The organism is Trinickia camelliae (assembly GCF_053525655.1).
Genome location: NZ_JBCHAA010000021.1, coordinates 23,724 through 50,424, shown reverse-complemented (window position 1 = coordinate 50,424; position 26,701 = coordinate 23,724). Strand labels below are relative to the sequence as shown.

The following is a 26,701-nucleotide window of genomic DNA, read 5'->3' as shown; positions in this document are numbered from 1 at the left end:
CAAAGCGTAATCACACTCCCGCCGCAAACGTTTCACGTAATTTTCTTACCGTTTCTCCACACTTAGCCGACTTCGAACGAGCCGGCGCCATCGCAATCCCCAGCAACCGCCAGCCGCGGCTCGCAGCACTGCCCCCCGTTTATGTGGAGACAACGCATGCGCCTTCGGACGACGGCTACGCTCGCCTTACTCTCAAGCATCGGCCTCATGGGCTGCGGCCCTGACGACGGCTCCGCTTCCTCGAGCGCCACGCCGGCAGCTCATGCTCAGCTGTCGGCTGCGAATGACAACGCCGCGGTCAGCCCCTCAGCCAGTCCAAGCACCAACGCCACAACCAACGCCGGCCCGAACGCAACCAGCCTCGCCGCCGCCCAGCCCGACACGTTCCCGAACGAACCGGCTCCGGTCACCCCCGTCGTGCACTACCCGCCGGAGTCCAGCAGCAACTGAGAGCAACCCAACCGCGGGGCAAGCCGCTCCTTGCGCCCGCACCTCCCCCCAAGCAGAAGGTGAAACCAAATGACCTTGAATAGCCGTCGCCGTTTTCTGCAAACCGTAGCGCAATCCGCCGGCGCCGCCGCCGCGATGACTGTCTTCCCCGAATCGATCCGCCGGGCGCTGGCCGTGCCCGCGGCGTCGCGCACGGGAAGCCTGCGCGATGTCGAACACATCGTCGTGTTCATGCAGGAGAACCGCTCGTTCGACCACTACCTCGGCCACCTGCGCGGCGTGCGTGGTTACAACGACCGCTTCCCGATCCCGCTGCCGAGCGGTCTGCCGGTGTGGAACCAGCCGTCGAAGGAAAACCCGGCGCAGCCCGTGGTGCCGTTTCACCTGAACACGCAGACGACGAGCGCGCAATGCGTGGGCGACCTCGACCACACCTGGTACAAGACGCAAGCCGCGATCGACGCCGGCCGCTACGACCAATGGCCCGCCAACAAGACGGATCTGACGATGGGCTACTACCTGCGTTCGGACATCCCGTTCCACTACGCGCTCGCCGACGCGTTCACCGTCTGCGACAACTACTTCTGCTCGCTGCCCGGCCCGACGCACCCGAACCGCTCGTACTTGATGACGGGGATGATCGACCCGACCGGCACGCAAGGCGGGCCGCTCCTCGACAACAGCGACTTCGTCGACGGCGACGGTCCGCCCTCCTACGCACTGCTGTCGTGGACGACGTATCCCGAGCGGCTGGATGCGGCCGGCATCTCGTGGCAGGTCTACCAGCAGGGCCTGACCGGCGCCGATCCGCTGAACGGCAACTACGGCACCAACGTGCTGATGAATTTCCAGCAGTACATCAATGCGCCGGTCGGCTCGTCGCTGTACAACCGCGCGATGTCCGTCCGCACGATCGACCAACTGAAGGCCGATGTGCAGGCGAACAATCTGCCGCAAGTGTCGTGGCTGCTGCCGCCCGCCGCGTACTCGGAGCATCCGCAGTACACGCCGGCCTACGGCGCCGAGTACCTGTCGAACATTCTCGACGCGCTCACGTCGAACCCCGACGTCTGGAGCAAGACCGTCCTGTTCGTGATGTACGACGAGAACGACGGCTTCTTCGATCACATCGTCCCGCCGCAGCCGGCGACGACACGCGCGCAAGGCCTCTCGACGGTGAGCGTCGACGGCGAGATCCACAACGTCGTGAATCCGCTGCGCGGCGGCAGCTACACCGCCGACGGCTTCCCGTACGGCCTCGGCCCGCGCGTGCCGATGACGGTCGTCTCGCCGTGGACCAAGGGCGGCTTCGTTTGCTCGCAAGTGTTCGATCACACGTCGGTGATCCGATTCATCGAAGCGCGCTTCGGCGTCAACGAGCCGAACATCACGCCGTGGCGCCGCGTCGTGTGCGGCAACCTGACCTCGGCGTTCGACTTCCGCACGCCCGATTCGACGATTCCGCCGCTGCCCGACACGAGCGACTACAAGTCGATCGCCGACAACCAGTGCGCGAACAATCCAAAACCCACCGTGCCGTCGACGCCCGGCGTGGTCGATCCGCAGGAGCCGGGCACGCGCTACGCGCGAGCGCTGCCGTACGAGCTGCACGTGAACGCCCATCTGAAGGCCGAGCAGCACACGCTCAATCTCTCGTTCGCGAACACGGGCGAGCACGGCGCGCACTTCTACGTCTACTCGACGAACCGCACCGATGGCCCGTGGCGTTATACGGTCGAAGCGCACAAGTCGCTGCACGACACGTTCGATCTGTCGGTGACTTCAGGCGTCTATGAATTCACGGTCTATGGTCCGAACGGCTTCGTGCGTCAGTTCGCGGGCACGACCGCGGAGAGCACGCAAGGCGGCGCACACGCGCATGTCGCGAGTCCGGAAGTCGAAGCGGGCTACGACATCGCGAACGGCAACCTGTATGTGAAGATCGTGAACCACGGCAAGGCCGCGATCGAACTGACGGCGGTCGACAACGCCTACGGCGCGCCAACGCGCAGCTTCAGGATCGACTCGGAAGGCGAACACGAGGCACGCTGGGAGCTGCGCTCAAGCCATCACTGGTACGACTTGACGATCTCCGACGGCACGGGCGGCACGTTCCTGCGGCGGCTCGCCGGTCACATCGAGACCGGCCGTCCGAGCTTCTCGGATCCGGCGGCGGTCGCGCCGGTGACGAGTCTCGGCAGCCTGGGGTAACGCAGGGTTGAGCAACCGGCCCCCGCAGCGTGCGGGGGCCGGTTGTTGGCCAATTACGTCGAACCCATCACGATTGCGTCCAGCCGCGCTGGCTCGCCTTGCTTTGATTGTTGGCGATCATCGCATCAGGATTGCCCGCAAAGGAGTACATAGCCGCCGAGTTGGCATCGGACATGCCGGTTTTCTCGCAGAGGTTGCGCATCGGTTCGCTCACGCAATCGTCGACGACGAGCGAATGCACGCCCAGCTCCTTGGCGGCTTGCGCTGCCGCCGCATGATAGGTGTAGCCGATGCCTTTGCCCTGCATCTCGTGCGGCATGTCGATATCGCCGTAGCCGAGCGTCGAGCGATTTCCGTGAACCGGGTCCTCGTTGCTGACGTACATGGTGTGCCTGTACGTGGCGGCCTTGCCATCCTTGGCCGTGTATTGAATGTCGAAATTCACCGTGCGCGAGTCGGCGCTTTTCGGCTGTCGATCGATCGTCACATCTCCATGCGCCGGATTCGAAAAGCGGTATGACGCGCTTGACAGCGTCCGAGACTCAAAGGAAACGGCTTGGGTGCTCGCCACGTTGGAAACAGTCTGCGGCGCCGACGTGCTCGCGCCCGGAGCGCCCAACTCAGACAGCGGCGATTGCAAAATCCGCTGGGACGAAGCGGATTGCGTGGGGTTTGACGATGTACTCGTCGTGAAGCGAGACGAGCGAGTATTCGTGCTTTCCGTGCTTGCCGGTTGGTTGGTCAAGCCTGCCAGCGGCCCGCCTGTTTGCTGACGCTTCGGCCGCGGCGGCGGAGAAAGAGGTGTCGGAAATTGTGGTTCCTCCTGCATTCCCGAAAGATTGGAGGACGACGAATTCCTACTGATTGGCGTGGACACGGCAGGCTCCTTCTGAGGCTAGACCTTCGGCATTAAACGCCCGATGTTAGCTTCGTGAAATAAGGAGACGCGCGAGCAGCGGAAGTACCGTGTTGAAATGCGAAGCGATGATGTATGCAGCGTGCGCGGGCATCCCCCGCACGCTCAAACCAGCGCGTGCGGCGCAAGCTCGAGCGCCTCGTCGCGAAAGCGCAGCGGCGCCGCGCAATGTACGAGCGTATCGACGAAGTACTTCGCGCGCGGCCACGGCCCGTACCCCGCCGCGACGTTGATATGTCCCGCGTCGCCGAGATTCACGAACGCGCTGCCGAGGCGCTGCGCCAGCGCGCGCGCATCGGCAAGCGGCATCCACGGATCGGTTTCGCTGCCGATCACGATCGACGGCACGCCGAGGCGCCGCGCGTCGAACGCACCCGCAAACGCGAATTTCTTCGGACTGGCAGGCGCGACGAACAGCACCCCCGCCACGTTCGACGCATGCGAACCGTGCGCGAGCGCATGCGCGGTCGCGAGACAGCCGAAGCTGTGCGCGGCAAGCACGAACGGCCCCTTCTCGCGCGCGAGCAAGTCGCGCACGGCCTGCGACCAGGTCGCGAGATGCGGCGCATCCCAATCGGCCTGCTCGACGCGCAGCGAACGCGCGAATTGCCGCTCGAGCCAGGTCTGCCAGTGCGCGCCCTCGCTGCCATGGAGGCCCGGTACCGTCACGAGGCGCGGCGGCCACGTCGATTTGGTGCATGCAAGCATTTGCGCTCCCGGCGAGGAATTCGAGCAGGCATTCTCGCGCGCGCCCTCGTCGCGCCGAACCAATTTTTCGTGCTTTGTTTATCGGCGGAAATGGGACCGCTGCGCGCGACGGCGGCTGAAAAAGTAGAATGAAGCCTATTCTTAAATCGGCCGCGTCTTCGCGAAGTAAGGGCCGGCTCATATTCGAACGATATGAAGATTCTGTTCTACTCGTCGCATGACGACACGTCCGCGTGGCTCAACGATTTGGCCCAGGCGCTGCCACGCGCCGACTTGCGCGCATGGAAGCCGGGCGACACGGCTCCCGCCGACTACGCGATCGTCTGGCGTCCGCCCCGTGAATTGTTTGCTCACCGTCCGGGCTTGCGCGCGGTGTTCAATCTCGGCGCGGGCGTCGATGCGATCCTCGCGCTCGAACACGCGCATCCGGGCACGCTGCCGCGCGAAGCGGCGCTCGTGCGGCTCGAAGACACCGGCATGGCCGCGCAAATGGCCGAATACGTCACGCACGCCGTGCTGCGCTACATGCGCCGCTTCGACGAGTACGCGCGCCAGCAGGCCGAGCGCCGCTGGCACGTGCTCGAACCGCACGCGCGCCGCACCTTCACCATCGGCGTGCTAGGTCTCGGCGTGCTCGGTACGCACGTCGCGCAGACGCTCGCGTCGTTCGGTCTGCCGGTGCGCGGCTACAGCCGCAGCGCCAAACGCATCGACGGTGTGACCGCCTATGCGGGCGCGGAGCAGCTCGACGCGTTTCTCGACGGCGTGAAGGTGCTCGTGAATCTGCTGCCAAGCACTACCGATACGCACGGCGTGCTGAACCGCAACACGTTCGCTAAGCTTGCGCGTGGTGCGTACCTCGTGAACGTCGCGCGCGGCGCTCATTTGGTCGAAGAAGACCTGCTCGAAGCATTGAAAGACGGTCAAATCGCAGCAGCGACGCTCGACGTGTTCCGCAAGGAACCGCTTGGCGCCGACCATCCGTTCTGGAACGAGCCGCGCATCACGATCACGCCGCACATCTCCGCTGAAACGCTGCGCGAAGAAAGCGTGCAGCAGGTGGCGCTTAAGATCGAGGCGCTCGAACGTGGCGAAGCGATCAGCGGCATCGTCGATTTGGCGCGCGGGTACTGAGCGCGCACAGACACACAACACCTAGGAGAAGGAGACAACCATGTCCATCCCCAGCGCAGTGAAGATCGTCGAAGTCGGCCCCCGCGACGGGCTGCAGAACGAAAAAGAATTCGTGGCGACCGACGTCAAGATCGAGCTCGTCAACCGGCTTGCCGCAGCGGGCTTCAAGAACGTCGAGTCGGCGTCGTTCGTGTCGCCGAAGTGGGTACCGCAGATGGCCGATGGCGCCGAAGTGATGAGCGGCATCGAACGCCGCGCAGGCACGATCTACTCGGTGCTGACGCCCAACCTGAAAGGCTTCGAAGGCGCGCTCGCCGCGCGTGCCGATGAGATCGTGATCTTCGGCGCAGCGAGCGAAGCGTTCTCGCAGAAGAACATCAACTGCAGCATCGCGGAAAGCATCGCGCGCTTCGAGCCGGTCGTCGCGGCGGCGAAGGAGCACGGCTTGCGCGTGCGCGGCAGCGTGTCGTGCGCGCTTGGCTGCCCGTATCAGGGCGAGGTGCCGGTGGCGTCGGTGGTGGACGTCGTCGAGCGCTTTGCCGCGCTCGGTTGCGACGAGATCGATATCGCCGATACGATCGGCGTCGGCACGCCGAAGCGCACGCGCGAGGTGTTCAGCGCCGTGACGCAATCGTTCCCGCGCGAACGGCTCTCCGGCCACTTCCACGACACCTACGGGCAAGCGCTCGCGAATATCTACGCGGCGCTCTTCGAAGGCATCGAGATTTATCACGCATCGGTGGCGGGGCTGGGCGGCTGTCCGTATGCGAAGGGCGCGACCGGCAACGTCGCGACCGAGGACGTGCTGTACCTGATGAACGGCCTCGGCATCGAAACCGGCATCGATCTCGATCAAGTCGTCGCGATCGGCGATTTCATCTCGACGTCGATTGGCCGCGCGAACGTATCGCGCGCCGGCAAGGCATTGCTCGCGAAAGCGCGCAGCCAGGCCGCATGCTCATAAGCACTCGATGCACTCCGTCACATTCACTCTGCGATAACAATTTTCTCTATGTCGGACGAAGCCTTTACCGAACCGAGCAGCGACCAGACGCTCCCCGATAGCGCCCGCCGCGTCGCGCAACTGCTGCGCGAGCGCGGGCACACCAAATCCGTCGTGATGCTGCCGGAAACCGGCAAGACCTCCGCCGAAGCGGCCGCGGGCCTTGGCTGCTCGGTCGCGCAGATCGCGAAGTCGATCCTGTTCCGGCGCCGCGAAGACGATGCGCCGGTGCTGGTCGTGGCGAGCGGCGCGAATCGCGTCGACGAAAAGAAAGTCGCGCAGCAAGTCGGCGACATCGCGCGCGCGGACGCGAAGTTCGTGCGCGAGAAGACCGGCTATGCGATCGGCGGCGTCTGCCCGATCGGGCACGCCACGCCGCCCGTCACGCTGATCGACGCCGACTTGCTCGAACTCGACAGCCTGTGGGCCGCGGCCGGCCATCCGCATGCGGTGTTCAATCTCTCGCCGCAGGAACTCGTCGCTTTGACGGGCGCGCCCGTGGCCGACGTGGCGCTGCGCGACGCATGACGACCTCCGAAGCGACCCAACCCGAAGCTCAGGACGCGCCGCCGACGCCCGCCGTGCCGTCGCCGTGCATCAACGTGTGCAAGATGAACGCCGACACGCAATGGTGCGACGGGTGCCTGCGCACGATCGACGAGATCCGCGCGTGGTCGAAGCTCGACGACGACGGCAAGCGCGCCATCTGGGCGGAACTCGATCTGCGGCATGCGTCGCTGATGGAACAGCGCAAGGCGGCCGCGCCATGAACGAGCCGGCACGCGTCGTGCAGATCGGCGAAACGTGCAGCAGCACGCTCACGCTACCGGTCGAATCGATCAAATCGTTCGCGACGCTCGTCAACGATTTGAACCCGCTGCATCACGACGACGCATTCGCCGCGCGAAGCCGGTTCGGCGGCATCATCGCGTCGGGCACGCAGCCGACTGCGCATTTCATGGCCCTCGTCGCGACGCACTTTTCGAGCTACGCGCAAGGGCTCGGCCTCGAATTCGATATCAAGCTGAAGAAAGCGGTGCTGGCGGGCGATACGCTGACGTTCTCGTGGCGTGTCACCGACGCCTATTGGAAGCCGAGTCTGAACGGCGATCTCGTGACGCTCGAAGGCACCGTGATCAATCAGCGCGGGGAAATCGCGCTAACGGGCCGCGCGACCATTCTTGCGATGGCGAACTGACATTCCGGCCGACAAAAAAGAAAGCCGCGCGCCTTGGGTGGCGTGCGGCGGAATTTTTTTTAACGTGATCAGCGTCGGTTTCAATGATACGGGCGGCTCACTCGAATCGCATCGGTAATTTCCCTACAGACTGCTGACATTTTGTCTATTGGCGTCTTTTGTCGATGCTTTGCGACGAAACGCTCTGTCTTAACGTAAGTTAGCGTAATGCTTCGCCAACTTTATTTCGACATCCGAAGCAAATTCTGAAGCAACTTACGTCGACTCAGGTTGACCTCAGGTTGACGACAGCCGCCGCTGCGGCACGATGCGCCAGCCAAGATTTACGCCCGCCGCCGCAAGCAGAATCAACACGGCGCCCGCGACTTGAATCCACGCGAGCGATTGCCCGAACGCCACACGGTCGACGATGATCGCGACGATCGGATAGATGAACGACAGCGCGCCCGTCATTGCCGTCGGCAGCTTTTGAATGGCGCCGTACAGCAGCACATACATGACGCCGGTGTGGACGACGCCGAGCGTCCCGAGCTGGAGCCAGTGCGCGGGTGTCGTCGGCAGCGCGTCGAAGTGCACGAGCGGCGCGAGCATCAGTGCGCCGAGCACGACCTGGATCAGCGCGATCAGATGCGGGGGCGTACCCTTCAAGCGCTTGGTGACGATCGACGAGATTGCATAGAGGAAGGCCGCGCCGAGCGCGAGCGCCACGCCTTCGAGATACTCGCCCGGTACCGCCAGCACTGCCGGCTCCACACGCACGACGAACACGAGACCGACGAACGCCACGACGAGCCACGCGATCGTCGATGCCGTCACGCGCTCGCGAAACACGATCGCGCCAAGTGCGACGAGCATGAACGGCTGCGTGTTGTAGACGGCGGTCGCCATCGAAATCGACGCGCGCGAATACGCCGCGAACAGCAGTAGCCAATTGCCGACGATCGCCGCGCCCGCGAGCGCGACGAGCCCGAGCATCCGCCACGAAAACCATTCACGCCGTATCAGCCCGAGCGCGAGGCAGATGGCGAAGAGCGTCGCCGCGCCGAACACGCAGCGAAAGAACACCACATTGATGGACGATTGCTGCGACGAGACGACGAGCCAGCCGATCGTGCCCGACATCAGCATGGCGGCGGTCATTTCGGCGGCGCCGCGCCGGATTTCCTGGGTAGCCATGGCGATTTTTCTTTCCCGGTTCAAACTCGATAGTCCCGAGTGTAGACATTTGAATCGCCGCAATACATGGCTAAACTAAGGTGATTACACGACCTCAGCTAATTATCGAAGGTGAAAATGCCAAAACGCCTTTACACCTCGACGGCGCCCGCCTCCCTCGACGAAACCGATCGCGAACTGCTGTCGGCGCTCGCCGAAGATTCGCGCATCGCGGTGAGCGAGCTGGCCCGGCAGGTCGGGCTGTCGGCGCCTAGCACGGCCGAGCGGCTGCGGCGGCTCGAAACGCTTGGCATCATCGAGCGCTTCACCGTCCAAATCGACCCGCGTGCGCTCGGCTACACGCTGCAAGCGATCGTGCGCGTGAAGCCGCTGCCGGGGCAGTTGCACCTGGTCGAAGAAGTGATCCGCCGCATCCCCGAGTTCGTCGAATGCGACAAGGTGACCGGCGACGACTGCTTCGTCTGCCGTCTGGTGCTGCGCTCGATCGAGCAGCTCGACGAGATTCTGTCGAAGGTGACCGAGCGCGCCGAAACGAGCACGGCGATCATCAAGTCGACGCCGGTGCCGCGCCGCCTGCCGCCGCTGCAGCCACCGCAAGCGGTTCCGGCGGGGCTTGCGGAGACAGGAGCACCGGCGCCTTCATTGGCGTCCCCAGCCACGCCGTCGCCCGCGCCGTCCGTGCGCGGGCGCAGCAAACGCTAGCTTTCAGCCGGCTCGTTCGCCTCGAAGAACGACAGCATCTCCGCGACGAGCTCGTCGGGCGCTTCTTCGGGGATGTAGTGCCCGCACGGCAGCGCCCGGCCGCTGACATCGCGCGCCACGTGCCGCCACTCGGCGAGCGGATCGAAGCAGAGCTCGATTACGCCCTCCTCGCCCCACAGCACACGCAGCGGGCAACTGACCTTGTGCCCGCACTCCTCGTCCGCGCGGTCGTGCACGAGATCGATCGTCGCCGACGCGCGGTAGTCCTCGCACATCGCATGCACCGCGCCCGGCTGGCGCAGCGCGTCGCGATAGGCCGCGAGCGCGTCGGGCGCGAACGGCGCCAAACCCGCATGGCGGCTGCCCATCACGCGATCGACGTAAATGTCCGGGTCCGCGCCGATCAGTTTTTCGGGCAAGGGCTCGGGCTGGATCAGGAAGAACCAGTGGAAGTACTTGGTCGCGAACGTGCGATCGGTGCCCTCGTACATCGCGAGCGTCGGCGCGATATCGAGCAGCATCAGGCGTTCGACGGCATCCGGGAAATCGAGCGCCATCCGGTGCGCGACGCGCGCGCCGCGATCGTGCGCACAGACGAGAAACTGGTCGAAGCCGAAATGGCGCATCACGGCGACTTGGTCCGCCGCCATCGCGCGCTTCGAATAGGGAACATGCGCCGCGTCGCTAGCGGGCTTGGCCGACGCGCCGTAGCCGCGCAAGTCGGTGGCGATCACCGTGAAATGCTGCGCGAGCTGCGGCGCGCAGCGATGCCAGATCATGTGCGTTTGCGGATGACCGTGCAGCAACAAGAGCGGCGGTCCCGATCCGCCTTTGACCCCGTAGATATCGACACCCGCAACGTTGACATGAAACGGCGAGAAATCCGGAAAGGCCATAACGTCCCCTCGATTGTCGTAGTAGGCCCTTCACATTCTATGAGCGGCTCGTGACGCCAGGCCGTGCGATGGGGCACGAAACCGTAGAAGCAGAGCACTCACTCCAAGTTGAAACCGTGCTGCTCGCTGTCAAAATTCCCCTATAATCGAACGACCGTTCATTTTGTTTGCGACGCAACGGCGAGCATGGGCCGATAGCTTTCTAAATGCTGTCGATGGTTTTCTTCCTATGTCGTCCGGCCGACAGCGTCGCGAGCCCCGCATCGCTACACTCATATCGCCGCGCGCATTCCCGAGCGTGCCGGCGCCCTAAAGGAGACTGCGTCATGGCCTTGCCCGCCGCCCTGCAAAATCTCGCGCTGCCCGTCGTCGCTTCGCCGATGTTCATCGTCAGCTATCCGGAACTCGTGCTTGCGCAGTGCAAGGCGGGGATCGTCGGCTCGTTCCCGGCGTTGAACGCCCGCCCGGCCGAATTGCTCGACGAATGGCTCACGCAGATTCAGGAACAGCTCGCCGCGCACAAGGCGGCGAACCCGGGCGCCGCCATCGGCCCGATTGCGGTGAACCAGATCGTTCATCAGTCGAATGCGCGGCTCGAACACGACGTGCGCGTGTGCGTCGAGCACAAGGTGCCGATCTTCATCACGAGCCTGCGCGCGCCGGCAAAGGAAATCGTCGACGCCGTGCACAGCTACGGCGGCATCATCCTGCACGACGTCATTAACCTGCGCCATGCAAACAAGGCGCTCGAAGCGGGCGTCGACGGCCTGATCCTCGTCGCCGCGGGCGCAGGCGGGCACGCGGGCACGACCTCGCCGTTCGCGCTCGTCGGTGAAGTGCGGCGCATCTTCGACGGCCCGATCGTGCTGTCGGGCGCGATCGCCAACGGCGGCTCGATCCTCGCCGCGCAAGCCATGGGCGCCGATCTCGCCTACATGGGCACGCGCTTCATCGCGACGAAAGAGGCGCACGCGGTCGAAGGCTACAAGCAGGCGATCATCAACTCGAACGCTGCCGACATCATCTACACGAACCTTTTTACGGGCGTGCACGGCAACTACATCCGCGAGAGCATCGTGAGCGCGGGCCTCGACCCGGACGCGCTGCCCGAGTCCGACAAGTCCGCGATGAACTTCGCGAGCGACAAGGCGAAAGCGTGGAAAGACATCTGGGGCGCGGGGCAAGGCGTCGGGTTGATGAACGACGTGCCGTCGGTGGATGAGCTCGTTGCGCGGTTGAAGCGCGAGTATGAGGACGCGAAGGAGCGGCTCTCGATTCGGCGTTGAGCGACGTTGTCGAGCGCCGTTGTTTAGTGCAATACGAAGCAGAACCGGCAGGGACAATGCGAGCGCCTGCCGCCTTCGCTACGGTAGGAGAACTTGACCCGCCGGCCGCCCATCGCGGCGGCCGCTCCCCTCACATATTCCGCCGGTACTGCCCGCCCACCTCGAACAGCGCATGCGTGATCTGCCCGAGCGAGCAGACCCGCACCGCATCCATCAGCACCGCAAACACGTTCTCGTCGTCGATCACGGCGTGCTGCAGGCGTTGCAGCATGTGCGCCGACTCGCCTTGATGCCGCGCCTGGAACGCACGCAAGCGCGTTAGCTGGCTCTGTTTTTCCTCCTGCGTCGAGCGCTGCAACGGGATCGGCGGCGGCGCTTCATGCGGATGCGCCGACAAAAACGTGTTCACGCCGACGATTGGATACGAGCCGTCGTGCTTGCGATGCTCGTACAGCATCGATTCGTCCTGGATGCGCCCGCGCTGATAGCCCGTCTCCATCGCACCAAGCACGCCGCCGCGCTCGGTCAGCCGGTCGAATTCGGCGAGCACCGCCGCTTCGACGAGATCCGTCAGCTCCTCGACGATGAAGCTGCCCTGATTCGGGTTCTGATTCTTCGCGAGCCCCCATTCGCGGTTGATGATCAACTGGATCGCCATCGCGCGGCGCACCGAGTCTTCGGTCGGCGTCGTGATCGCTTCGTCGAATGCGTTGGTGTGCAGCGAATTGCAGTTGTCATAGATGGCGATCAGCGCCTGCAGCGTCGTGCGGATGTCGTTGAAGTCGATTTCCTGCGCGTGCAAGCTGCGGCCCGACGTCTGCACGTGGTACTTGAGCTTCTGGCTGCGCTCGTTCGCACCGTACTTGTCGCGCATCGCCACCGCCCAGATGCGGCGCGCCACACGCCCGAGCACCGTGTATTCGGGCTCCATGCCGTTCGAGAAGAAGAACGAGAGGTTCGGCGCGAAATCGTCGATGGACATGCCGCGTGCGAGATACGCCTCCACGTACGTGAAGCCGTTCGCGAGCGTGTACGCGAGCTGCGAGATCGGGTTCGCGCCGGCCTCGGCGATGTGATAGCCGGAGATCGACACTGAGTAAAAATTGCGCACGCCGTGCTCGACGAAGTACGCCTGGATGTCGCCCATCACCTTCAGGCTGAACTCCGTCGAGAAGATGCAGGTGTTTTGCCCCTGGTCTTCCTTCAGGATGTCGGCCTGCACGGTGCCGCGCACGTTTTGCAGCGCGTGAGCACGTGCCGCGGCGACTTCGTCCGGCTTGGGTTTGCGACCTTCGGCGGCGCAGCGCGTCTCGAGACGCTCGATCTGTTGATCGATCGCGGCGTTGAAGAACATGGCGAGGATCGTCGGCGCGGGGCCGTTGATCGTCATCGACACCGACGTCTGCGGCGCGCACAAATCGAAGCCGTCATAGAGCGTCTTCAGATCGTCGAGCGTCGCCACCGATACGCCCGAATTGCCGACCTTGCCGTAGATGTCGGGCCGTTCGTGCGGCTCCTCGCCATAGAGCGTCACCGAATCGAACGCGGTGGAAAGGCGCTTCGCGGGCATCCCCTCGGACAGCAGCTTGAAGCGCCGGTTGGTGCGCAGCGGGTCGCCCTCGCCCGCGAACATCCGCGTCGGGTCTTCGTTTTCGCGCTTGAACGGAAACACGCCCGACGTGAACGGGAAATGGCCGGGGAGGTTTTCGAGCGAGAGCCAGCGCAGCAGCTCGCCCGGGTCGGCGAACTTCGGCAGCGATACCTTGCGGATCGACGTGCCCGAGAGCGTCGTGATCGAAAGCGTGGTGCGGATCTCGCGGTCGCGGACCTTGACGACGTGTTCGTCGCCGGAATAGGCGGCGACCGTCTTCGGCCATGCCGCGAGCAGCGCCTTTTCGCGTTCGCCGAGCCGGGAATCGCGCGCGGCGATCAAGAGGTCTAGGGAAGCGATGGCTTTCTGACTCGTGGAGCGTGCGTTCTCCGGCGCATCGATTGCGTCCGTCGCGACGGATGCCGCAACCGCGTCCGAGGCTTCGGCAGCCTTCGGTCCAGTAGCAGCGTTTGATGCCTGTGCTTCTTCGATCACCATCCGCCGCGCTTCGCTCAATTGCCAGCGCTCGCGAGCGACGCGCGCCTGCGCTTCGACCCGCGTCCGATAAGCGCGCGCCGTCTCAGCCACCTCCGACAGATAGCGCACACGCGACGGCGGCACGATCGCATGACGCTCGCTCGAATAACGCACGCTCGTCTTCGGCAGCCGTCCGCCGCCCTCGCGCAAGCCGCACGCGGCGAGCGACGCCGCAACCTGCTGATACAGCGCGGTCACGCCGTCGTCGTTGAAGTGCGACGCGATCGTGCCAAATACCGGCATCGCGTCGGGCGGCGTGTTCCACGCTTCGCGATTGCGCTGGACTTGCTTGGCGACGTCGCGCAGCGCATCAGCGGCGCCCTTGCGGTCGAACTTGTTGATCGCGACGAAATCGGCGAAGTCGAGCATGTCGATTTTTTCGAGCTGGCTCGCGGCGCCGAACTCGGGCGTCATCACGTAAAGCGACTTGTCGGCGTAGGGCACGATGCCCGCATCGCCCTGCCCGATGCCCGAGGTCTCGACGACGATCAAGTCCACGCCCGCCGCGTTGCACGCGATGATCGCGTCGGGCAGCGCCTCCGCGATCTCCATCGACGCGCCGCGCGTCGCGAACGAGCGCATGAAGACGCGCGGCCCGCGCCCCCAGTCGCCGATCGCGTTCATGCGAATGCGGTCGCCGAGCAGCGCGCCGCCGGACTTGCGGCGTGACGGGTCGATCGCGAGCACGGCGATCGTCAGCGCGTCGTCGTAGTCGAGGCGGAAGCGCCGCACGAGCTCGTCGGTCAGCGACGACTTGCCCGCGCCGCCCGTCCCCGTCACGCCGAGCACCGGCACCTGCGCGGCCGCTGCGCGTTCCGCGAGCGCCGTGCGCGTGGCGGCGTCGGCCTGTCCGCTTTCGAGTGCGGTGATGAGCTGGGCGAGCTGGCGGAAACGGCCGGCACTGCCTTGCCCAAGCTGCGCCGCCAGTGCATCGGCGTTGATCGCGTCGACTGTCGCGCGCGGCGACTTCGACGCGCGCGCGATCATGTCGTCGATCATCCCTTGCAGCCCGAGCCGCTGGCCGTCCTGCGGCGAATAGATGCGCTCGACGCCGTAGCGCTGCAGCTCGTGGATCTCATCGGCGACGATCACGCCGCCGCCGCCGCCAAACACCTTGATGCGCTCGCCGCCGCGCTCGCGAAGCATGTCGACGAGGTACTCGAAATACTCGACGTGCCCGCCCTGGTAGCTCGACACGGCGACGCCGTCGGCGTCCTCTTCGAGCGCGGCGTTCGCGACATCGGCGACCGAGCGGTTGTGGCCGAGGTGGATCACCTCGACGCCGCTCGCCTGAAGAATGCGGCGCATGATGTTGATCGACGCGTCGTGGCCGTCGAACAGTGCGGCGGCGGTCACGAAACGCAGACGCGGCGTGGACGGCGGCTTGTGGCCGCTCGTGCGCTGCGGCATCGAAAGATCGGTCATGTCTCCCCCGGGGATCGAGCGGGTGTTTTTTGCAGTATAGGCAAACGTCCGGGGAGGTTGACGTTCGCGTCAAGACAAAGCAAAGCGCGCGCCGCTGACGCGCGGCAATTCGGCGGGCCGAAAGCGAAGTCTCAGCGCGCCGCCGCGCGAATCTCCTCGAGCGACGGCCACAGCGGCTTGCCTGCAAACCGCGCCGCCATGAAGTCGACGAACGAGCGCACTTTCGCCGACACATGACGCCGGCTCGCATAGACGGCATGGATCGGCAGCTCGCGCGGCGGCACCGCGTCGACGAGGATCGGCACGATGCGCCCTTGCGCAATATCGTCGCCGATCACTTCGGTGCCGAGCCGCGCAATGCCCACGCCCGACAGCACGACGACGCGCTGCGCCTCGAGATGCGCGACGACGAGATTGCCCGCGATCGGCACGCGCGCCCCATCGGGCCCGCTCGGCAGCCAGTCGACGGCGGGCATGTTCCGGTACTGAATGAAGTTGTGCTTCGCGAGGTCGTCGATGGTGCGCGGCGTGCCGTGGCGGCTCAGATACTCCGGCGACGCGCACAGCACGATGTGCGCGGTCGCGAGCTGCCGCGCGATCAGCGACGACGACTTCAGCCCGAACGGCGACGCGCGGATCGCCACGTCGAACCCCTCCTCGATCAACTCGACGACGCGATCGGACAGCTCGACTTCGGTCGTCACCTGCGGATGCTTCGCGGCATAGTCGGAGACCGCGGCCATCACGTAGCGCAAGCCGAACGCCGATAGCGACGACACCCGCAGCCGCCCCTGCGGCACGATGCTCGCGGCGCTGACCGCCTGCTCGGCCTCGTCGAGTTCCGCGAGCACCTGCGCGAGCCGCTCGTAGTACTCGCGGCCGGCCTCGGTCGGCGCGACGCGGCGCGTGGTCCGGTTCAGAAGCCGCGCGCCAAGCTGCTGCTCGAGATGCATCACGTGCTTGCTCGCCATCGCCGCGGACATCTCCATGCGTTCGGCCGCGCCGACAAAGCTGCCCACCTCGACGACATAGCGGAACACTTTCATGCTGACGAGGGTATCCATGGCAATCGCTCGCAATAAGAATGAATCGACCGGGTTGGCCGCACTTTATCAAAGTCGCGTAGGCAAAGAAGAACGGCGCGACTGACGAGCCAAAGCGCTGCCACGGGCATCGACTCCGAGTCCGGGCGTCCTTCCGGCACAGGTATCGGGAAAATACCTAAGAAATGCACTCCCATTGACTGACAACACTGCGCTATAAAGGCAATGTTGTCTTACAACACGCATCCGATTCGATCCGCAACGACGTCCCAACACGCGCCAGCCCGCGCGAGATCAGGAACCACGATGGATATGAGCCGCACCGCCGCCCGCATCGCCACCCGAACCCACGTCCGGTATGGCGTGCTCCTGATGCTCTTCGTCGTCACGACGCTCAACTACGCGGACCGCGCGACGCTCTCGATCACCGGCGCGGTCATCCGCAAGGAATTCGGCGTGGACGCGGTGCAGATGGGCTACATCTTCTCGGCGTTCGGCTGGGCTTATGTGCTCGCGCAGCTGCCGAGCGGCTGGCTGCTCGACCGCTTCGGCGCGCGCCGCGTCTACGCGGCCAGCATCTTCTTCTGGTCACTCTTCACGCTGCTGCAGAGCGCGATCGGGATCGCGGGCAGCGCGGCGGCCACAGTGGCCGCGCTGTTCGTCCTGCGCTTCGCGGTGGGCATCGCCGAGGCGCCGGCGTTTCCCGCGAACGGCAAGCTCGTCGCGACCTGGTTCCCGACGGCTGAGCGCGGCACCGCGTCGGCGGTTTTCAACTCGGCACAGTATTTCGCCGCTGTCCTCTTCACGCCGCTGATGGCGTGGATCACCCACGCGTTCGGCTGGCAGCACGTCTATCTGGTGATGGGCGCGGCCGGTGTCGCGCTGGCGTTGGTGTGGCTGAAATTCATGCACAGCCCCGCCGACCATCCGCGTATCAGCCAGGCGGAGCTCGATCTCATCGAAGAGGGAGGCGGCGTCGTGGGCGCGCCAAGGAAAGCCGTGCCTTCCGCCGCCAGCAACGGAACAAGCACGGCGAGCTGGCAGATCTTCAAGGAGTTGCTCGCCAATCGCATGCTGCTCGGCGTGTATCTGGGCCAATACTGCATCACCGTGCTCACGTATTTCTTCTTGACCTGGTTTCCGCTCTATCTCGTCCAGGCCCGCCACATGTCGATCCTGCAAGCGGGATTCGTCGCCTCGATCCCGGCGATCTGCGGGTTCACGGGCGGCGTCCTCGGCGGCGTCTTGTCCGATTGGCTGATCAAGCAAGGCTGCTCGCTCACCGTCGCGCGCAAGGTGCCGATCGTCGGCGGCATGCTGCTGTCGGTCTGCATCGTCGGATGCAACTATGTGAGCGCCGACTGGATCGTCGTCGCTCTGATGGCGCTCGCTTTCTTCGGCAAGGGCATCGGCGCGCTCGGCTGGGCAGTCGTCGCCGATACGGCGCCAAAGCAGGCGATCGGATTGTCGGGCGCCATTTTCAACACGTTCGGCAACACGGCCGGCATCGTCACGCCGATCGCGATCGGCTACATCGTGAGCGCGAGCGGCTCGTTCGAGGGCGCGCTGATCTTCGTCGCGGCTCACGCACTGCTTGCGGTGTTCAGCTATCTCGTGATCGTGAAAGACATCAAGCGAGTTCAGCTTTCCGCACAGGCGCTCGTCAATTGAAGCGCATCAATTGAAAACGGCCCGGTCGCCAATGCGACCGGGCCGTCGTCCAACCTAGGCCACCGTGCTGGGCCGTTCCGTAATCCGGACCGAACGGCACAAGCTCGGCCTTTCGGCCAAGCACACTGCCCGCGCTTAGAACTTCGCGCGAATGCCCGCACCGAAGGTGTTGCCGTCCGACAGGCCGCTCAAGCGGTCGTTCATATAGGCCGCGTAGACATCGGTGCGCTTGGACAGCGGGTAGTCGTAGCCGAGCGCCCAAGTCTTGCGGGTCTGGTCGAAGCCGCCCCCATCGCGCGAGTAAGCAAACGACGCCATCACCGTGCCCGGGCCCACCGGCACCGTGACACCGCCCTGCCCCGTGTTGACGTGCCAGCTGCCGCTCACGAGTTCGTCGTTCTTCGTGTACATGTACTGCGCGTAGAACTTCACGAATTTCAGGTCATAGGATGCGCCAAACTGGCCAACACTTTGGCTCTTGAACGCGACTGCCGTGCCGAACGGGCTGACTGTCGCCAAATCGCCCGGCGTGTTGTTGAAATTCACGTACTGGAACACGCCGGTCGCGGCGAACGGGCCGTGGAAATACAGGAACTGAGCGCTCCACTTCTTAGCGCCGTTATTGCCGGCGCTATTGCCGAGCCCGTACATCACGCTGCCCGACAGACCGTTGAAGTCAGGCGTCGCGTACTGCACCGCATTGTTCCAGCCCGAATCGCCGACCACGCCGGTGTCCGTCGTATAGGTCGCGCCGGTCGGAATCGCCGTGTTGCCGAGGAAGGTGTGCCACACCATCGGCGAGAACTCGTACGAATCGCTGAACGGGTTGAAGAGAATCGTCGAGATGAAGAGCTGCGTCGTCAGACGGCCCGCGGTCACGGTACCGTAAGGCGACTCGATGCCGACATAGGCGTTGCGCGAGAAGAACGTATCGCCCGTGAAGCGGCCGTAGTTACCGTTTTGCGGCAGGAAGAAGTCTTCCAAGGTGAAGATGGCCTTGTAGCCGCCGCCCAAGTCTTCCGAGCCCTTCAAGCCCCAGTACGACGTCGACATGCCGCCGCCGGAAACCTGCCACGCATTCTGCTGGCCGGGAAACTTCTGATTCCCGACCCATGTATCGACCTGGCCGTACAACTGAACGCTTGATTGCGCGTGCGCCGCGGTACCCGCAGCGAGCAAGCCGGCCACGGCTGCGCACTTGAAGCTGGTTTTCAGCGTACGGCTGACGATTGCTTTCATACGATCTCCTGTCTTTTTCAAAAGTAAGCGTTGACGGGCGCGGGGGCGGTTCGCGCGAACTGTTTAGTTGGCCGTTCGATGTTCAGCTGTCGATCCGGAGTTAGCGCTTTAGCTGTCGACCTAAGTTGGCGCTTTAGCGCTTACTTGGGTCCCATGCAAAGCTCTTACTCCGGTCCCATGCAGGGCTGTCGATCCGGTTGTGGGCGAGGATCATCTTTACGGACCATTTTTCTGGACAAAAATGGGTTCGCTTATTGCGGGTATAGCGAACCCATTAATTGCCCTTTGATTTGTCTTGCTTATCGAGCGCTGCTGCAGACGAACATCGAAGGCAATGGCCCGCAATGCCGCGTCAGCGGCTGATCTGGCCGGCATTCAGGCGCAACGCTATCGTCGCCGAAAGCCGCGGGGTCGCAATATTATTTTGAAAAGAGGGGGTCGATCAACGGTACGAAACCGCCGGAGATGCAGAAAAGTGTGGCGTGATTACGTCACTTTGGATGCCGCATCGCGGCTTGCGGGAGAGGGAGGGCTGGCTGACGGGCGGCAACCCGCAGCCGTCGACGGCGCGTGGCGCGTGGCGCGCCGTAGTCAGTTGCGGTAGGGGGAAGGCGCGGGAGGATGCGGGACTTCGCTGGGCGGACGCGGCACGTAGCGCGATGGATCGCGCTCCTCGTTGTAGCGAGTGACGTCCGCGCGAATCGAGCCCGATCTCATATAGGGCGGGTTGGGGTCTTGGCGCTGAAACGGCCGCGTGACCTCGCTGACGGGGCGAATTGGCGTGCCGTACACCGGATCGCGACCGCCCGGGGTGCCGGACGGCCCCATCCAAGACCCGCCGCCGGCCGCCTCGCGCGGATTCTGACCGGGGCCTGCCGCGCGACGCTGCGCTGCGTAACCGCGCGAATCGGCCCGGGGTGCATGCGTGGTGGGGCCGCCGGAGGCGCGCATGCCGCCCGCGTGGTATCCGCCGCCCCCGCCGCCCCCGCCGTGACCCGATTGCGGCGGCTGTGCGTGGGCGAACGACAGCACGGTCGCGCAAAACGCGCCCACTGCCCAACGTCCAACGATTCGAAAACCCATTTCCGCCATGATCGATATGTCTGCAAACCCTTCCCGCTACACCTGCCCAAACAGGGTGCACAGCAACGGAAAACAAACGTCATACTGACTTGTATTGCTCACACAACTGTGCTCCGAAGAGCTTTCCAGCAGTAATTTATGGGCCGCTCGAAAACGTGTCGAGGCAAAAAGTGTTAGACCCGGGCCAGGGTTGTAACGCCTTGTTACTGCGTTGAATTTGTAGTGTTTTCCCTAGATCGAGACGCCTTCTGCACGCTCGGATTTTGTGCGAAAGAGGTCATTGTTACCGTCGCCGGCGAACACGATGGGTATGGTCACGCTTGTTGCTTGCAAGCGACGTATGACGGCGCTGGTGCCCTGCCGCGATGCACACCGCCCTATTGCACCACCCGGCACCACCCGCCTCGCCGCGACCCCAGGCTCATGTGCATCGGTCATCAATCAACAATTTAAATGAATTTGTATTTTCAATAGCACGGCCCGACAATAACGCCAATGCTTTTGTGGGCGAAGTCCGCCCCACCACGCAACCCTTTACTGCAATCGCCGCATTGAGAGTCAACGATGGCCCGCCCGAAATTTCTTCCCGACAACTTCACGCTGATGCTCGTCGGCACCGTCATCATCGCGAGCCTGTTGCCGTGCAAAGGCGAAGCGGCGGTCGCGTTCAACTGGATCACGAACATCGCGATCGGCCTGCTGTTCTTCCTGCACGGCGCGAAACTGTCTCGCGAAGCGATCGTGGCGGGCGCGACGCACTGGCGCCTCCATGCGGTCGTGCTCGTCAGCACGTTCGTGATGTTTCCGGTGCTCGGCTTCGCGCTCAAGCCGCTGCTTTCGCCGCTTGTCACGCCCGCGCTGTACACCGGCGTCCTGTTCCTCTGCGCGCTGCCGTCCACCGTCCAGTCGTCGATCGCGTTCACGTCGATGGCCAAGGGCAACGTGCCCGCCGCCGTTTGCAGCGCGTCGGCGTCGAGCCTGCTCGGCATCTTCGTGACCCCCGCGCTCGTGAGCGTGATGTTCGTCAATCAGGCGGCCGGATCGGGCTCGGCCTGGCACACGGTCGGCAACATCGTGCTGCAACTGCTTGTGCCGTTCGTCGCCGGCCAATTGTTGCGGCCGGTGATCGGCAAGTGGCTCGACCGCAACCGCGGCGTCCTCAAGTTCGTCGACCAGGGTTCGATCCTGCTCGTTGTCTACTCCGCGTTCAGCGAAGCCGTGAACGAGGGGCTGTGGCACCACATTCCGCCGCTGGCGCTCGGAGGCCTCGTGGTCGTGAACGCGGTGTTGCTGGCCGTGGCGCTCGGCCTCACGGCCTTCGCCAGCAAGCGCATGGGCTTCAGCCGCGAGGACCAGATCACGATCATCTTCTGCGGCTCGAAGAAGAGCCTCGCCGCCGGCATTCCGATGGCCAAGGTCATCTTCGCGGCGCACGCCGGCGCGGTCGTGCTGCCGCTGATGCTGTTCCACCAGATTCAGCTCATGGTTTGCGCCGCGCTCGCGCAGCGCTGGGGCGCGCGCGACATGAGCAGCGAACGCCTTGCCGCCGCCTCGCGCAACGCGGCGGCGCCCGCCGCGGCGCGCCGCTGATTGCGCGGTATCAGCGCCATCAGCCGCTTCGCGCGACGATACAAAGGAACGGACCACGATCTTGCCTCCTAGCCTGTCGGATACGGAACGCCGCCTCGCGCGGCGTTTTTGTTATTTGACGCGAGCGTCGCGGGCGCGTCGCGTCGGCCGAAAGTCATAAGGCACGGCCACCGCTGGCGAGATCAGGATCGGAATTAGCGAGCTCCGGCCCCACAGCCAGCCAATCGCGGATTTAATCGAGCGAATATTTTCGGAATCCATCTGTAATATTCCGAAATAACCTGCAGCAACACGAACGTTTAATCATACGAAACCGTCAACCGCAATTCCCTTGGCTTATCTCGGACGTCCAGGTTAAATAAGGCGCCAAGGCAAACGTTTGCAATTCCGCGATTATCTGGAAACCAGGAGCCATACGCGGCAGCATGCTTGCCCACTATCTCCCCAAAAGGCCACACAGGCCCTCGAAATCCGCCGGTCTATTCCAAAAGACTCAGCCACCCGCGATAAGCCTCGGATAAAATTCAAATCTCTTTAAAATCAGCGCCTGCGCTATTTGGCGATATTAGAATGGCGCCACGGGAACTGAGAGCCCGAGTTTCAGCTGTACCCGAAAGTGCATGCCGAAGAGAGAATAAGAATGAGCAGCCAAGACCGGTCCCACGAGGATCGTCACGAGGTGGCAGGCGGCAAGCGGTCGAAACGGCGTTCGCGGGGACGCCGAATCAAGACCGTCGACTCGCCTGAAGACAACCTGTCTTTCGAAGACTACGCAGCCGACCGGCTGTGGTCGTTTCTCTGCGCGCAGCTGGCGACGGCGCTCGCGGCGTATGTCGTCATGTTCGCCGGCGACGCCTGGCTGCACGGCGAGCTCGTCGCGCGCATGACACTCGTCTACGCTGCCCCCGTGCTGCCGATGGCGGCGGCGCTCGCGCTCGTCTGGCGCAAGGACAGCGGCATGCGTACGAGCATCGCCGCGCTCGTCTTCATCGGGGCGCTCGAAACGGGCATCGTGCTGCACGGCCTGCACTGGCAGCGCGGCGCGCTCATCGTCCTGCCGGCCTTCGTGCTGATCCCGCTGATGTTCAGCCCGGTCCTGCAGCGCGGCTGGGATTTCCCGATCGCCGCCGCGCTGGCCCTCACCGGCCCGCTCGCGCTGCTCGCCGTCCACCGGCTGCCGGCCGACGCGCAGATCGGCATCCTGTTGTCGATGTTCTTTGCGCTCGCCACCAGCTTCGTCACGAACCACTTCGCGCGCCGCGCGAAACGGAAAAGCTTCCGGCTCGAGCATCAGTTGCGCGCGTTCGCCGACATCGACGATCTCACGCAACTGCCGCGCCGCCGCCGCGTGTTCGAGCTCGGCCGCCGCATCCTGCAGCGCTCCGAGCGCGCGGGGCAGCCGTTCTCGGTGCTCTACATCGACGCCGATCATTTCAAGTCGGTCAACGACCGCTTCGGCCACGACGCCGGCGACCGCGCGCTGCGCCTCATCGCTCATCACATTCAGGACAGCATGCGTTCGTCCGACGTCGCGGGACGCTTCGGCGGCGAGGAGTTCGTGGCGCTTCTGCCTGGCACAGACCAGATCGACGCCGCGCGCGTCGCCGAGCGGCTCAGAAAGCGCATCGAGGAGATCCGCCAGTTCGAAGTCACGCTGACGATCAGCATCGGCGTCGCGCAACATATTCGCGGCGAGCAGATCGACCGCGTGATCCGCCGCGCCGACGGCGCGCTCCTCCACGCGAAAGGCGGCGGACGCAACCGGGTGGTCATCGCCGGGCGCGCGGCTGGCGACGACGCCGCGCCCGCGCAACCGGCGCATGAGACGCAGGCGGCCCAAGCCCCCCTCGCGAAAGCACCGCACGAAGAACCGGACATCGAGCCGTTTTCGCGCGAATGGCAGCCAGACTGAGTCCTGAGACCTCAGCGGCACTTCGCGCACTACGCCGGTGCGCGAAGTCACAAAAAATTCATTCAACTCTTTAGGCCCGGCGTCGATAACCCGAACGTCCAACCAAACGTCGGCTCGTCGGCCGTTCAGTCATGTCACTTCGTTCGTCATCGGCAGCCTCCGCCCCGAGGATCGCCGATTTGATCGCGCAGCATGCGCTTTCCGCGGTCTTCCAGCCGATCATCGAGTTCGAAGGGGGCACGATTCTCGGTTACGAGGGGCTGATTCGCGGTCCGTCCGGCTCGCCGCTCGAGTCGCCGGGCGCGTTGTTTTGGCGCGCCGCACAGGAAGGGATGACAACCGAACTCGAGCACGCCGCCGCGCGCACCTGCATCCAGGCGTTCGCGAAGCTCGGGTGCGAGGGCAAGCTGTTCCTGAATTTCAGCGCCGAAGCGATCCTGAAGCTCGGAGAAACGCGCGACGCCACGCTCGCGTGGCTCCTGCGCCTCGGCCTGCCGGTCGAGCGCCTCGTGGTGGAGCTGACCGAGCAGTGCGCGATCGCCGATTTCGCCGGCTTCATGCCGATCGTCGCGGCGCTGCGCGAAACCGGCGCGCAGTTCGCGCTCGACGACTACGGCACCGCGAACGCGAGCATGAACCTGTGGGTGCGCCTGCAGCCGGACATCGTGAAGATCGACCGTTTCTTCATCGACAACATCGCGAGCGACGCGCTCAAATTCGAAGCGGTCCGCGCGATGCAGCACTTCGCCAATTCGAGCGGCGCGCGGCTCGTCGCCGAAGGCATCGAAAAGGAAGCGGACCTGATCGTGATCCGCGACATGGGCATCGGCTTCGGCCAGGGCTACTTCTTCGGCCGCCCGCACGCCGCGCCCGCAAGAAGCATCACCGACGACGCCAAGCAGGCGATCCGCGCCGAGCACATCGCCGTGTTTCCCGGCCAGACGCGCAGCGTGTCCGCGTCGCCGTCCGGCGGCATGGCGGCCGCGAAGATGCTGGTGGCCGCGCCCGCGCTGCCGCGCACGGCGACCAACAACGATGTCCTCGACCTCTTCAACCGCATGCCTAATCTGCACGCGGTGGCCGTCGTCGAAAACGACGAGCCGGTCGCGCTGATCAATCGCCGCGCATTCATGGACCGCTACGCGCTGCCCTATCACCGCGAGCTGTTCGGCAAGCGCCCGTGTCTGCAGTTTGCGAACGCATCGCCGGTCATCATCGAGAAGTCGATGACGGTCGAGCAAATGGCGAAGCTGCTGGCGAGCGACGATCAACGCTACCTCGCCGACGGCTTCGTGATTACCGACAACGGCAAGTACCTCGGCCTCGGCACCGGCGAGAACCTCGTGCGGGCCGTGACCGAAGTGCGCATCGAAGCGGCGCGCTACGCGAACCCGCTCACGTTCCTGCCGGGCAACATCCCGATCAGCTCGCACATCGCGCGCCTGCTCAGCCACGACGCCGAATTCTTCGCGTGCTATGTCGACCTGAATCACTTCAAGCCGTTCAACGACCAATACGGCTACTGGCAAGGCGACGAAGTGCTCAAGTTCGCAGCCGCCGTGCTCGCCGACATCTGCGACCCGACCCGCGACTTTCTCGGGCATGTGGGCGGCGACGACTTCCTGATCCTCTTTCAAAGCGAGGACTGGCAGGCGCGCGTCCACAGCGCCATCGCAACGTTCAACGCGGGGGCGCAACGCTACTACGCGGATACGGACCGCGCCGCGGGCGGCATCCACGGCGAAGACCGGCGCGGCAACCCGACCTTCTTCAGCTTCGTGACGATGGCGATCGGCTGCGTGCGCGTGCAGTCGCAGCCGGACCACAGCCACGTCTACAGCAGCGAGATGATCGCGTCGGCGGCGGCGCTTGCGAAGCGCCGCGCGAAGCACGAGGCGACGGGCTTTTTCCTGATCGACGTCGAGGAAGGCGAATCGATCATGCATATGGCAGCCACGCCGCCGCAGCCGGAGACCGAGGCGCGGACGCTCAACTAGAGCGGAGACCGTGACAGAACCGAGCCGGCCCAGGCTTGCTGTTGCCTTCCCACGGTTTACGCGGTGCTGACGCTTTGTAATCTCCAATAACCGACATCTACGGTGAAACGCGCGCACGGGAAACGCGCCGCCGAACTCCATCGTTCGTCCCAGTCTAAACTGCACGCGGCGCCGCCCCGGCGCCGACATCAATCGCGGCAACGAGGGTTCGGATGTTTGGGTTGTACGACAGCAGTGTGCGGCTGATGCGCCGCGTATTCGACAGTCGCATCGACGACGCGCCCGTGCTCGATGCGGCGCGCCACTTTCCCGATGCGGCGCGTTTCGTCGCGAACTGGCAGGCGATCCGCGCCGAGGCGCTCGACGTCGCGACGAATCTGCGCAACATCCCCCGCTTTCACGACATCATGCGCGAGCAGGCCGACATTTCGGCCAACGACGCACGCGACTGGCGCATGTACATCATGAAAGCGTATGGCGTGGCGTTCGAGCGCAACCTGCAGCGCTGCCCGACGCTCGCGTCGATCGTCGCGCAATCGCCCGATGTGCTCTCGGCATCGTTCTCGTTTCTCGCGCCGGGCAAGCACATCCCGCCGCATCACGGGCCATTTCGCGGCATCCTGCGCGGCTATCTCGTGCTGTCGATGCCGCTCGACGCGAACGGCAACCCCGCCGCCACGCTCACCGTCGACGGCCACGCCTACGGCCTGCACGAAGGCGAATTCATGCTGTGGGACGACACCTTCGAACACGAAGTGCTGAACGCGAGCGACCAAGTCCGCATCGTGCTGCTGCTCGACGTCCGCCGCCGCAGGATGCCGTTCGACATGCGGATTCTGTCGAATGCGGTGATCTCGATGGTGCGGCTCGGCATCCGTCTGCGTGGCGAGAAAATTGCCGTCTGACAAGCGTGTTTAGTAAATTTTACTAAAC

21 protein-coding genes and 1 pseudogene are annotated in these 26,701 nt (G+C 64.5%); 14 read left to right on the top strand and 8 right to left on the bottom strand.

The window, feature by feature from the left end; translation table 11 throughout:
- The first annotated feature begins 519 nt into the window (after positions 1–519).
- Complete coding sequence (locus AAHK20_RS28715; RefSeq protein WP_449184886.1) at positions 520–2,661, top strand: phosphocholine-specific phospholipase C; 2,142 nt, start codon at positions 520–522, stop codon at positions 2,659–2,661.
- Positions 2,662–2,728: 67 nt separating this feature from the next.
- Here the strand turns inward: AAHK20_RS28715 and AAHK20_RS28710 are convergent, their stop codons facing one another.
- Positions 2,729–3,106 carry a hypothetical protein gene (locus AAHK20_RS28710; RefSeq protein ID WP_449184885.1) on the bottom strand — a complete coding sequence of 126 codons (378 nt, stop codon included), beginning with the start codon at positions 3,104–3,106 and terminating at the stop codon, positions 2,729–2,731.
- On the opposite strand from AAHK20_RS28710, the gene AAHK20_RS28705 reads away from it, so the two are divergent.
- Complete coding sequence (locus tag AAHK20_RS28705) at positions 3,093–3,434, top strand: hypothetical protein (protein WP_449184884.1); 342 nt, start codon at positions 3,093–3,095, stop codon at positions 3,432–3,434. The genes AAHK20_RS28710 and AAHK20_RS28705 overlap by 14 nt on opposite strands.
- A gap of 248 nt (positions 3,435–3,682) precedes the next feature.
- Here the strand turns inward: AAHK20_RS28705 and AAHK20_RS28700 are convergent, their stop codons facing one another.
- Entirely contained in the window at positions 3,683–4,285 is a 603-nt protein-coding gene (locus tag AAHK20_RS28700; RefSeq protein WP_449184883.1) for an RBBP9/YdeN family alpha/beta hydrolase, read from the bottom strand.
- A 192-nt stretch (positions 4,286–4,477) separates the two neighbouring features.
- Between AAHK20_RS28700 and AAHK20_RS28695 the strand changes: the two genes are divergently transcribed.
- The 5 genes from AAHK20_RS28695 to AAHK20_RS28675 are packed head-to-tail and all read left to right on the top strand — an operon-like array spanning position 4,478 to position 7,620.
- Positions 4,478–5,419 (top strand): 2-hydroxyacid dehydrogenase, encoded by a 942-nt coding sequence (locus tag AAHK20_RS28695; protein WP_449184882.1) that lies wholly within the window; start codon positions 4,478–4,480, stop codon positions 5,417–5,419.
- A gap of 40 nt (positions 5,420–5,459) precedes the next feature.
- Entirely contained in the window at positions 5,460–6,383 is a 924-nt protein-coding gene (locus tag AAHK20_RS28690) for a hydroxymethylglutaryl-CoA lyase (RefSeq protein ID WP_449184881.1), read from the top strand.
- A 48-nt stretch (positions 6,384–6,431) separates the two neighbouring features.
- Positions 6,432–6,950, top strand: coding sequence for a YbaK/EbsC family protein (locus AAHK20_RS28685; protein WP_449184880.1), 519 nt, complete (start codon positions 6,432–6,434; stop codon positions 6,948–6,950).
- On the top strand, positions 6,947–7,192 hold the full coding sequence (locus AAHK20_RS28680; protein ID WP_449184879.1) for a DUF1289 domain-containing protein: 246 nt from the start codon (positions 6,947–6,949) through the stop codon (positions 7,190–7,192). The genes AAHK20_RS28685 and AAHK20_RS28680 overlap by 4 nt, the downstream gene beginning before the upstream one ends.
- On the top strand, positions 7,189–7,620 hold the full coding sequence (locus tag AAHK20_RS28675) for a MaoC family dehydratase (RefSeq protein WP_449184878.1): 432 nt from the start codon (positions 7,189–7,191) through the stop codon (positions 7,618–7,620). The genes AAHK20_RS28680 and AAHK20_RS28675 overlap by 4 nt, the downstream gene beginning before the upstream one ends.
- Before the next feature lie 276 nt (positions 7,621–7,896).
- Here AAHK20_RS28675 and AAHK20_RS28670 read toward each other — a convergent pair whose 3' ends face one another.
- Entirely contained in the window at positions 7,897–8,796 is a 900-nt protein-coding gene (locus AAHK20_RS28670) for a DMT family transporter (RefSeq protein ID WP_449184877.1), read from the bottom strand.
- A gap of 117 nt (positions 8,797–8,913) precedes the next feature.
- On the opposite strand from AAHK20_RS28670, the pseudogene AAHK20_RS28665 reads away from it, so the two are divergent.
- Positions 8,914–9,381: pseudogene (locus tag AAHK20_RS28665) on the top strand (Lrp/AsnC family transcriptional regulator); the annotation flags it as partial.
- A 113-nt stretch (positions 9,382–9,494) separates the two neighbouring features.
- Here AAHK20_RS28665 and AAHK20_RS28660 read toward each other — a convergent pair.
- Positions 9,495–10,394 (bottom strand): alpha/beta fold hydrolase, encoded by a 900-nt coding sequence (locus AAHK20_RS28660; RefSeq protein ID WP_449184876.1) that lies wholly within the window; start codon positions 10,392–10,394, stop codon positions 9,495–9,497.
- 326 nt (positions 10,395–10,720) lie between these two features.
- Between AAHK20_RS28660 and AAHK20_RS28655 the strand changes: the two genes are divergently transcribed.
- Entirely contained in the window at positions 10,721–11,680 is a 960-nt protein-coding gene (locus tag AAHK20_RS28655) for an NAD(P)H-dependent flavin oxidoreductase (protein WP_449184875.1), read from the top strand.
- 130 nt (positions 11,681–11,810) lie between these two features.
- On the opposite strand, the gene AAHK20_RS28650 is transcribed toward AAHK20_RS28655, so the two are convergent.
- Both AAHK20_RS28650 and AAHK20_RS28645 read right to left on the bottom strand, forming a co-directional pair.
- Entirely contained in the window at positions 11,811–15,233 is a 3,423-nt protein-coding gene (locus AAHK20_RS28650; protein ID WP_449184874.1) for a methylmalonyl-CoA mutase family protein, read from the bottom strand.
- A gap of 131 nt (positions 15,234–15,364) precedes the next feature.
- Positions 15,365–16,297, bottom strand: a complete 933-nt coding sequence (locus AAHK20_RS28645; RefSeq protein ID WP_449184873.1) for a LysR family transcriptional regulator — start codon at positions 16,295–16,297, stop codon at positions 15,365–15,367.
- A 285-nt stretch (positions 16,298–16,582) separates the two neighbouring features.
- Here AAHK20_RS28645 and AAHK20_RS28640 point away from each other — a divergent pair, with 285 nt between their 5' ends.
- Positions 16,583–17,947 (top strand): MFS transporter, encoded by a 1,365-nt coding sequence (locus AAHK20_RS28640; RefSeq protein WP_449184872.1) that lies wholly within the window; start codon positions 16,583–16,585, stop codon positions 17,945–17,947.
- A 135-nt stretch (positions 17,948–18,082) separates the two neighbouring features.
- On the opposite strand, the gene AAHK20_RS28635 is transcribed toward AAHK20_RS28640, so the two are convergent.
- Both AAHK20_RS28635 and AAHK20_RS28630 read right to left on the bottom strand, forming a co-directional pair.
- Positions 18,083–19,186 (bottom strand): porin, encoded by a 1,104-nt coding sequence (locus tag AAHK20_RS28635; protein WP_449184871.1) that lies wholly within the window; start codon positions 19,184–19,186, stop codon positions 18,083–18,085.
- A 591-nt stretch (positions 19,187–19,777) separates the two neighbouring features.
- Positions 19,778–20,269 carry a peptide-binding protein gene (locus AAHK20_RS28630; RefSeq protein WP_449184870.1) on the bottom strand — a complete coding sequence of 164 codons (492 nt, stop codon included), beginning with the start codon at positions 20,267–20,269 and terminating at the stop codon, positions 19,778–19,780.
- Positions 20,270–20,833: 564 nt separating this feature from the next.
- Between AAHK20_RS28630 and AAHK20_RS28625 the strand changes: the two genes are divergently transcribed.
- The 4 genes from AAHK20_RS28625 (at position 20,834) to AAHK20_RS28610 (ending at position 26,673) form a co-directional block, all read left to right on the top strand.
- Positions 20,834–21,859, top strand: a complete 1,026-nt coding sequence (locus tag AAHK20_RS28625; protein WP_449184869.1) for a bile acid:sodium symporter family protein — start codon at positions 20,834–20,836, stop codon at positions 21,857–21,859.
- Positions 21,860–22,499: 640 nt separating this feature from the next.
- The gene (locus AAHK20_RS28620) at positions 22,500–23,771 is read left to right on the top strand and encodes a GGDEF domain-containing protein (RefSeq protein WP_449184868.1); all 1,272 of its coding nucleotides are present in this window, start codon (positions 22,500–22,502) and stop codon (positions 23,769–23,771) included.
- Between the two features lie 131 nt (positions 23,772–23,902).
- Positions 23,903–25,768 carry an EAL domain-containing protein gene (locus AAHK20_RS28615; protein ID WP_449184867.1) on the top strand — a complete coding sequence of 622 codons (1,866 nt, stop codon included), beginning with the start codon at positions 23,903–23,905 and terminating at the stop codon, positions 25,766–25,768.
- Positions 25,769–25,980: 212 nt separating this feature from the next.
- Positions 25,981–26,673: an aspartyl/asparaginyl beta-hydroxylase domain-containing protein gene (locus tag AAHK20_RS28610; protein ID WP_449184866.1), complete on the top strand. Its 693-nt coding sequence runs from the start codon at positions 25,981–25,983 to the stop codon at positions 26,671–26,673.
- Positions 26,674–26,701: the final 28 nt, after the last annotated feature.